The organism is Rhodoluna sp. (assembly GCF_044232805.1).
GTDB lineage: Bacteria > Actinomycetota > Actinomycetes > Actinomycetales > Microbacteriaceae > Rhodoluna.
Genome location: NZ_JBIILG010000047.1, coordinates 1 through 7,889, shown reverse-complemented (window position 1 = coordinate 7,889; position 7,889 = coordinate 1). Strand labels below are relative to the sequence as shown.

11 protein-coding genes are annotated in these 7,889 nt (G+C 49.5%); 4 read left to right on the top strand and 7 right to left on the bottom strand.

Annotated elements, in window-relative coordinates:
* Nucleotides 1–320 (top strand): HAD family hydrolase (locus AC9UES_RS05910; protein ID WP_509527585.1); only part of this gene is annotated, 320 nt, incomplete at its 5' end.
* On the opposite strand, the gene fabI is transcribed toward AC9UES_RS05910, so the two are convergent.
* Both fabI and fabG read right to left on the bottom strand, forming a co-directional pair.
* On the bottom strand, nt 306–1,073 hold the full coding sequence (gene fabI, locus AC9UES_RS05905) for an enoyl-ACP reductase FabI (protein WP_509527583.1): 768 nt from the start codon (nt 1,071–1,073) through the stop codon (nt 306–308). The genes AC9UES_RS05910 and fabI overlap by 15 nt on opposite strands.
* Before the next feature lie 50 nt (nt 1,074–1,123).
* A complete protein-coding gene (fabG, locus tag AC9UES_RS05900; RefSeq protein ID WP_509527580.1) occupies nt 1,124–1,834 on the bottom strand; it encodes a 3-oxoacyl-ACP reductase FabG in 711 nt (236 codons plus the stop codon).
* Between the two features lie 96 nt (nt 1,835–1,930).
* Here fabG and AC9UES_RS05895 point away from each other — a divergent pair, with 96 nt between their 5' ends.
* Nucleotides 1,931–2,224, top strand: a complete 294-nt coding sequence (locus AC9UES_RS05895; protein ID WP_509527577.1) for a DUF3099 domain-containing protein — start codon at nt 1,931–1,933, stop codon at nt 2,222–2,224.
* A gap of 207 nt (nt 2,225–2,431) precedes the next feature.
* Complete coding sequence (locus AC9UES_RS05890) at nt 2,432–3,250, top strand: SURF1 family cytochrome oxidase biogenesis protein (protein WP_509527574.1); 819 nt, start codon at nt 2,432–2,434, stop codon at nt 3,248–3,250.
* Here the strand turns inward: AC9UES_RS05890 and AC9UES_RS05885 are convergent.
* Nucleotides 3,247–4,845 carry an ABC-F family ATP-binding cassette domain-containing protein gene (locus AC9UES_RS05885; RefSeq protein ID WP_509527572.1) on the bottom strand — a complete coding sequence of 533 codons (1,599 nt, stop codon included), beginning with the start codon at nt 4,843–4,845 and terminating at the stop codon, nt 3,247–3,249. The genes AC9UES_RS05890 and AC9UES_RS05885 overlap by 4 nt on opposite strands.
* A gap of 78 nt (nt 4,846–4,923) precedes the next feature.
* On the opposite strand from AC9UES_RS05885, the gene AC9UES_RS05880 reads away from it, so the two are divergent.
* On the top strand, nt 4,924–5,511 hold the full coding sequence (locus AC9UES_RS05880) for a biotin transporter BioY (protein ID WP_509527569.1): 588 nt from the start codon (nt 4,924–4,926) through the stop codon (nt 5,509–5,511).
* Here AC9UES_RS05880 and AC9UES_RS05875 read toward each other — a convergent pair.
* The 4 genes from AC9UES_RS05875 to sufD form a co-directional block, all read right to left on the bottom strand.
* Nucleotides 5,508–5,837, bottom strand: coding sequence for a metal-sulfur cluster assembly factor (locus AC9UES_RS05875; RefSeq protein ID WP_509524291.1), 330 nt, complete (start codon nt 5,835–5,837; stop codon nt 5,508–5,510). The two genes, AC9UES_RS05880 and AC9UES_RS05875, sit on opposite strands and share 4 nt — an antisense overlap.
* Complete coding sequence (sufC, locus tag AC9UES_RS05870) at nt 5,838–6,590, bottom strand: Fe-S cluster assembly ATPase SufC (RefSeq protein ID WP_509527566.1); 753 nt, start codon at nt 6,588–6,590, stop codon at nt 5,838–5,840. It lies immediately after the preceding gene.
* Nucleotides 6,591–6,593: 3 nt separating this feature from the next.
* Nucleotides 6,594–6,914 (bottom strand): non-heme iron oxygenase ferredoxin subunit, encoded by a 321-nt coding sequence (locus tag AC9UES_RS05865; RefSeq protein ID WP_509527564.1) that lies wholly within the window; start codon nt 6,912–6,914, stop codon nt 6,594–6,596.
* On the bottom strand, nt 6,914–7,889 hold a 976-nt coding region (gene sufD / locus AC9UES_RS05860; RefSeq protein WP_509527562.1), incomplete at its 5' end, for a Fe-S cluster assembly protein SufD. The genes sufD and AC9UES_RS05865, both read right to left, overlap by 1 nt.

Sequence of the window (7,889 nt, the reverse complement as noted above, 5' to 3'; positions counted from 1 at the left end):
CTAAGGAGCTTGGCCTGGACCTTTTCTTGGCAAACAATCTCGAAGTTGTTGATGGTGTGATGACTGGAAAGATATCTGGCGAGATTGTGGACTCCGATACGAAGGCAAGAACAATGTTGCATTGGGCTGAAGCAAATGGATTCGATTTCGCTGACACGGTCGCAATTGGTGATGGTGCAAATGATGTAGCAATGCTGAAGGCCTCAGGGTTCGCGGTGGCCTTTAGACCAAAAGATGTCTTGCGGCCTCATGCCGATTTGATTATCGAGGGGAATTCTCTAGCGCCAGTTATTGCGGAACTTGAACTACGCTCCAGTTGAGTGCAGACCACCATCGACATGAATCATTTCACCGGTTGTCGCCGGGAACCAGTCCGAAAGAAGTGCAATTACTCCCCTTGCTGCCGCTTCGGTGTTTGTAAGGTCCCAACCAAGTGGTGCACGATCAGTCCAAAGCTCTTCCATGGTTGCAAATCCCGGAATGCCTTTTGCAGCAGTAGTTCGAAGCGGTCCAGCGGAAATCAAGTTAACGCGGATGCCATCCTTGCCTAGATACCTTGCAAGATATCTAGAGGTAGCTTCGAATGCAGCTTTAGCAACACCCATCCAGTCATAAACTGGCCAGGAAATACGCGCATCAAAAGTTAAGCCAACGATCGAAGAAGGATTTTTTAGAACAGGCTTTGCTGCAATGGTGATTGACTTCAGGGAGTAAGCAGAAACCTCTACTGCAGTTGAAACATCTGGCCATTGCGTCTCCAAGAAGTTTCCACCCAACGCTGTTTGCGGTGCAAAGGCGATGGCGTGAACGATTCCATCGATTGAGTCAAAGTGAGCGGAAATGCGCCCTGACAGTTCCTTAAGGTCCGACTCGTTTGTGGCATCGAGTTCAATAACTGGAGCTGGCTTTGGCAGCCGTTCTGCAATTTTGGTGGTGATTGGAAGCATGCGACCGAACGAAGACAGAATAACCTCTGCCCCCTCTTGTTGGGCAAGACGCGCAACGGAAAAGGCAATCGAAGCTTCGGTGAGAACTCCGGTAACAAGTATTTTCTTGCCGTCTAGAATTCCCATGATTGCTCTCCTTCAACTTGATCTCTTTGATAAGTATCCAACAAGTAAATCTAGTGCCCCATTCCTAAACCGCCATCAACTGGGATAACAGCACCTGATATGTAAGCAGCTTCATCACTTGCTAGCCAGCACACTACTTTAGCCACCTCCGAAGGGGCGGCAAATCTACCTGCTGGAATTCTCTCGAGATACTGTTTTTGCTGTTCTGGATCCAATTCAGAAGTCATGTCTGTGTCGATAAAACCAGGTGCAATCACATTTGCGGTTATTCCACGCCCACCGAGTTCTCTGGTGATTGATCTAGCCATCCCTACAAGAGCTGCCTTCGCGGCTGAGTAATTGACCTGACCAGGCGAACCCAATAAGGCAACAACGCTTCCTACCAGGATGACGCGACCAAATCTTTGCTTAATCATTGATTTAGTTGCTCTTTTCACTACTCGAAAAACTCCGTTGAGATTTACATTTACCACTTCTTCGAAGTCTTCATCGCTCATGCGAAGCATGAGTGTGTCCTTGGTGATGCCGGCGTTGGCAACCAGGACCTCAATTGGTCCAAGTTCCTGCTCAGCTTTAGCAATTGCAGCATCTAGGGAGGTTGAGTCCGTTACGTCTGCCTTAAGAGAGAGCGAACCCTCGGGACCAGTTCCCGAGCGAACGGTAACAGCGACTTTGTGGCCTTGCTCGATAAACTCCTGAGCGATCGCGTATCCAATACCTCTGTTGCCACCGGTTATGAACACAACTCGCGGTTGGGTCATTGGAATCTCTTTCCTCACGAATGGTCTTGTGGCAGGTTTGGACTATGGCAATTCTAGCCTTACCCTTGTATTGAACCTATCTACCCGGAAGTAGCGTTGGCTAGAGCACAGAGCATTACAACCGTTAGCGAGTCCCCTGACGACGAGCGCCGCTCTCGCATGCTCAAATACACCGTCGCGATGACCATTCGAGTGGTGTGCATAGTTGCGGCCATACTTGTCGAGGGCTGGCTGATGTGGCTAGCCTTTGCTGGAGCTATTTTCCTCCCCTACTTTGCAGTAGTGCTGGCCAACGCGCAAGGCCCTAAGTCAGGTGAAATTTCTAGGGTTACGCAAATTATCAAAATAGTCGACGCTTCCCCCAACACCCAGCCAACGACAAAGATTTAGATGTCGATTTTTAATCTCGACCCAATAAAGGAGCAGTGTTCTCGAGCTGGCTGCACACAAGCTGCTACAACTTCCTTGATTTGGGCCAATCCAAGCATTCATAAAGAAGGCAAATCCAAAACCTGGCTCTCCTGTAAAGAACACTTGGAGTACCTTAGAAGCTTTCTAACCGATCGGTCATTTTTGCTAAAAGAAGGTGACTTTTAGGTGAAGCCAGTAGTGAGGCCTTGGATACGTTGGACCGGCTGGTTCTTGGTTGCAAGTACTTTTGCGCTTGCTTGTGTGGCACTAGCGAGCTGGCAAATTGAGAGAAGGTCAGAAGCGGTATCCAAGATTGAAAGAGTTGCCGCAAACTATGATCTGAATCCTGTTCCATTCGAGGACCTTTCTTCGTTAGACAGCGCCTCGATCATGGCTAACGAGTGGCGAAATGTTGAGCTATCTGGAAGATATCTCATTGAAGATTCTTTATTGGTTCGAAATAGAGCTATCGCGGGACAACCCGGTTTTGTCCAGCTGGTTCCATTTGAGCTTCGATCCGGAGAGCGCGTTGTTATAGAACGTGGTTGGATAGCGGCTGATTCCAATCTAGATCCATCGCAGTCCTTCTTGCCTGCCGAAACTGAGAAGACATTGATTGCAAGAGTACGACTAGGTGAGGAAATTCCAAATAGAGATTCACCAATTGGACAGGTAACCAGCATCAACTTGCCGGAGGTTCGACAAATTCTGTCCCTCGAGTTAGAAGAAAGCTTTTATCTACGCTTAGTTTCAGAATCTCCTGCAGAGTCATCGTACCCGCAACCGCTTAGTCGTCCCCTGTTAGACGAGGGAAATCACCTTAGCTACGCGGTCCAATGGATCATCTTCGCCGTTATGGGTTTCTTTGCGCTTTTTTGGGCAATTAGACAAGAGAAAGAATTTCGCAGGATGGAATTGGATGCAAACTTTGTTCCTAGATCGGCGAGGCGTAAGCTCAGCGCCGACTCCAGTGTTGAGGATGAGATTCTGGATCGAAACAGTTAGCTGAGTGAAATTAGATCAGCATACTGATCGGACCAATGATCTTCAGTTCCATCCGGCAAAATCAAAACACGTTCTGGGTTTAGTGCGAGAACTGCTCCTTCGTCGTGGGAGACCAAAACAACAGCACCAGTAAAGCTAGCTAAGGCACCTAGAATCTCTTTGCGGCTTGCCGGGTCCAAGTTATTCGTCGGCTCATCTAGCAGTAACACGTTCGCAGATGAAACCACCAACGAGGCAAGAGCTAATCTAGTTTTCTCTCCGCCGCTTAGAACTCCAGCTTTCTTGCTCACATCGTCCCCAGTGAAAAGAAACGAACCCAGAACTTTGCGCGCTTCAACGTCGCCTAAATGGGGTGCTGCTGCCTGCATGTTCTCCAAGACGGTTTTGGCCACATCGAGTGTCTCGTGCTCCTGCGCGTAGTAACCAATCTTTAGACCATGACCAGGCTCGATGACACCGGTGTCCGCCTTGTCTACTCCTGCGAGGATTCGAAGCAGAGTTGTTTTCCCCGCACCATTTAAACCGATGATGACTACTTTTGAGCCTCTATCGATCGCAAGATCTACAGCGGCAAATATTTCTAGTGAGCCATAGCTTTTTGAGAGTCCATGAGCCATCAGAGGAGTTTTGCCGCAAGGTGCAGGGTCTGGAAAACGAATCTTGGCAACCCGATCAACTTGACCAACATCGTCCAACTCGCTAAGTAGCCTTTGAGCACGTCGTTGCATCTGCTGAGCCGCAACAGCCTTTGTTGCCTTGGCTCCAAACTTGGCTGCCTGCAAATTTAGTGAAGCTGCCTTCTTCTCGGCATTTGCTCGTTCTCGCTTTCGCCTTTCTTCATCGGCTTCACGCTGCTTTTGATATGCACGCCAACCCATGTTGTATAAATCAATCTTCTGGCGGTTGGCATCCAAATAGAAAACCCTATTGACTGTGGTTTCAACTAGTTCGACATCGTGGCTTATAACTATCAGCCCTCCCTGATAACCACGAAGGAAGTCACGAAGCCACACCACCGAATCCGCATCTAGATGGTTTGTTGGCTCATCCAGCAACATTGTTTGCGCATCAGAAAACAATATCCTTGCCAGTTCTATACGTCGTCTTTGGCCACCAGAAAGGGTCTTAAGCGCCTGAGACAAAATGCGCTCTTCAATGCCAAGGTTGCTAGCTATTGCTGACGCAGCCGCTTCCGCGGCATAGCCTCCGGCAGCCTGAAAGCGCTCCTCAACCTTGCTGTATTTATTCATTGCCTTTTCTGAATCAACGCCATTTCCCGAAGCCATAATTTCGGTGGCCTCCGACATTTGCTTCAAAAATGTGCCAAGACCACGGGCGTTTAGTATCCGGTCGCGAGCCAACTCTTCAGGGTCACCCGATCGGGGATCTTGGGGAAGGTATCCGATTTCGCCCTGGCGCTCAATCACTCCCTTGGACGGCTGGCCATTACCTGCCAGAATCTTGGTAAGGGTTGTCTTTCCCGCTCCGTTTCGGCCAACTAGCCCAATTTTGTCCCCAGCGGCTACGCGAAACGAGACCTCGCTCATTAGAGTTCGGGCACCGATTGTAATGTCTAGGTCTTTGACGCTGAGCAATCAATAAACCTTTCATTTGCTCACAAAAGCAATAGTCTACAATCGTCATTACACCCCTAGGGCAGAATCGAGAATCCCATGACTATGCAACTTTCAAGCCAAGCCGCTCTTATCGATCGTGTTGTTCCACGCACGGCGCTTACTAATGTTGCTTTGATCCTTTCCGGCGCTGTCTTCACAGCGTATGCCGCGCAGCTCGTAATACCGATGTGGCCGGTTCCAATGACCGCTCAAACGCTTGCTGTCTTGCTTGTTGGTTCTGTACTTGGTGCAACCAGGGGTGCGATTTCCCTCATCGTCTACTTTTCTATGGGTGCAGCCGGTATGCCGGTTTTCTCGGCTGCGACAAGCTTGAGCTTTGGTCCAACTTTCGGCTACCTCGTTGGCTTTGTCGCCGCGGCTGCCGCAGTGGGTTACTTATCTGAAAGAGGTTGGCACAAATCTGTTGCAGGTGTTCTTGGGAGTTTTGCGATTGCCAATTCGATCATTTATCTGTTCGGTCTTCCGTGGCTGGCGTTTGTTCTTGGAAACCTAGGGGCCCCTAATGACTTGGCTGCTGTTACTGCCGCAGGACTTGCGCCTTTTATCGTCGGGGATGTTCTCAAGATGATCCTTGCGGCAGCACTTTTGCCACTGGCATGGAAGTATTTAGGTAAGAAAGCCTAAATAGAAAATCCGATAGCCCGCATTTGCTCGCGACCATCATCGGTAATCTTCTCTGGACCCCAAGGAGGCATCCAGACCCAGTTGATCCTAAAGGCCTCAACCACACCATCCAACGCCTCAGCGGTTTGCTCTTCCAGAACATCCGTCAATGGGCAACCAGCAGAGGTAAGAGTCATGTTAATTAGTAGCGACTCATCCTCATCAGCCATCTCAAGGCCATAAATCAGCCCAAGGTCAACGATGTTCACCCCGATTTCGGGATCGATAACTTCCTTTAATGCTTCCTCGACCTTGTCATAAAGACTTGCCTCTAGCTCTCTTGGCATTTAGGCGTTCACGTACCTGTCGTAACCCTCGGCTTCGAGTCTTTCAGCAAGCTCGGCTCCGCCTTGTTCGGCGATCTGACCAGCCACAAAAACGTGCACGAAATCTGGCTTGATGTACTTCAAAATCCGCGTGTAGTGAGTAATCAACAAAACCCCGATGTCATTTGAGTCCTTGATCCTGTTTACACCTTCTGCAACAACGCGTAGGGCGTCGACGTCTAAACCTGAATCGGTCTCATCCAGAACAGCGAACTTTGGCTTTAGAAGTTCCATCTGAAGAATTTCATGACGCTTCTTTTCTCCACCGGAGAAACCCTCGTTCACGTTTCGCTCAGTGAAAGCTGAATCCATCTTCAAATTCTCCATAGCAACTCGGACATCTTGAATCCAGCTACGAAGTGCTGGTGCTTTACCATCAACGGCTGTCTTGGCGGTTCTTAGGAAGTTTGAAACGCTAACACCAGGAATCTCAACTGGGTACTGCATCGCAAGAAACAGTCCAGCCCTTGCGCGCTCATCAACTGACATGTCCAGAACATTCTCGCCGTCAAGCAAAATCTCACCCTTGGTGACTTTATACTTTGGGTGTCCGGCGATGGAGTAAGCCAGAGTTGACTTACCGGATCCATTCGGCCCCATCACAGCGTGGGTCTCACCGCTATTGATAACAAGGTCCACTCCCCTGAGAATCTCTTTTGTTCCCTGGTCAGTATCAACTGATACATGCAGGTTCTTTATCTCTAGCTTTGCCATTTTCTACTCACTGTCCTTGTCGATTTCAATAAATACTTCGCCGTTTTCAACGATTACCTCGTAAGTAGCAACTGGCTCATATGCCGGAAGAGAAAGCGGAACACCCGTGTCCAACGAGAACTTCGCTCCATGAGCCCAACACTCAATAGTGTCGTTATCTACAAAGCCTTCGCTAAGAGAAATCTCTCCGTGTGAGCATTTATCGCCAAGAGCCTTGAACCGACCGTCTTTGGTGTGGACGAGAGCGATTGCTTCATCCCCGATTTTCACGCGAAGTGCTTTCCCTGGCTTGATGTCCTCTACGTTGCAGATCCTAATTGCCATTACTTCACGCTACCTTCGAGCTCATCTTCTATAGCCTGCGCAAGCCTGTCTTCTAATGCCGAGATACCAATTTGCTGCACAATCTCCATTAGGAAACCGCGAACTACCAGGCGTCTTGCTTCAAGTTCGTCGATGCCACGCGCTTGTAGATAGAACAGTTGCTCGTCGTCGAATCTTCCGCTTGCGCTTGCGTGCCCCGCACCTTGGATCTGACCGGTTTCAATCTCGAGGTTTGGAACCGAGTCTGCTCTGGCGCCATCAGTCAACAGTAAGTTTCGGTTGAGCTCATATGTGTCTGTGCCCTCTGCGGCTGCGCGAATGAGAACATCGCCGACCCAAACTGTGTGAGCTTTTTGTCCCTGAAGGGCACCTTTGTATGTGACCCTGGACTTGCAGTTTGGCTGAGAGTGGTCCACGAAGATTCTGTTTTCCAGGTACTGTCCAGCGTCTGCAAAGTAGAGACCAAACAGGGCTACGTCTCCCCCCGGCGCATCAAAGTACGCCGACGGAGTAACTCGAACGACAGACCCACCAAGAGAAACAACTACGTGCTTGAACTTAGAGTTTCTTCCAAGCTTGGCAAACTGAGCTGAGGAGTGAATCGAGCTCGCGTCCCACTCTTGAATGCTTACCAAGGTCAGGCTTGCTTCATCATCAACGATGATTTCAATGTTTTCTGACAAAACTGCATCCCCGCGGTGCTCCAAAACCACTGTTGCCAGTGAGCCTTTGGCGGCGTGAACAATAACATGCAGTGCGGATGGGTCTGAGACCAGCGACTTTATTTCAATTGAAGAGGGCTCAGGAGAGGTGTTGGCCGGAACAGAAATCAAATAGGCAGCTTTCGCAGCCTCCCAGCCAGCCGCAGATACTCGGTCTTCTGGAGTACCAGCAGAGCCAAAGAGTGCATGATCTGATTCAACCCAAGAGGTTTCTACCCCTTCTGCGGTTGTGGCAGTAATGTCGCCAGAGAAT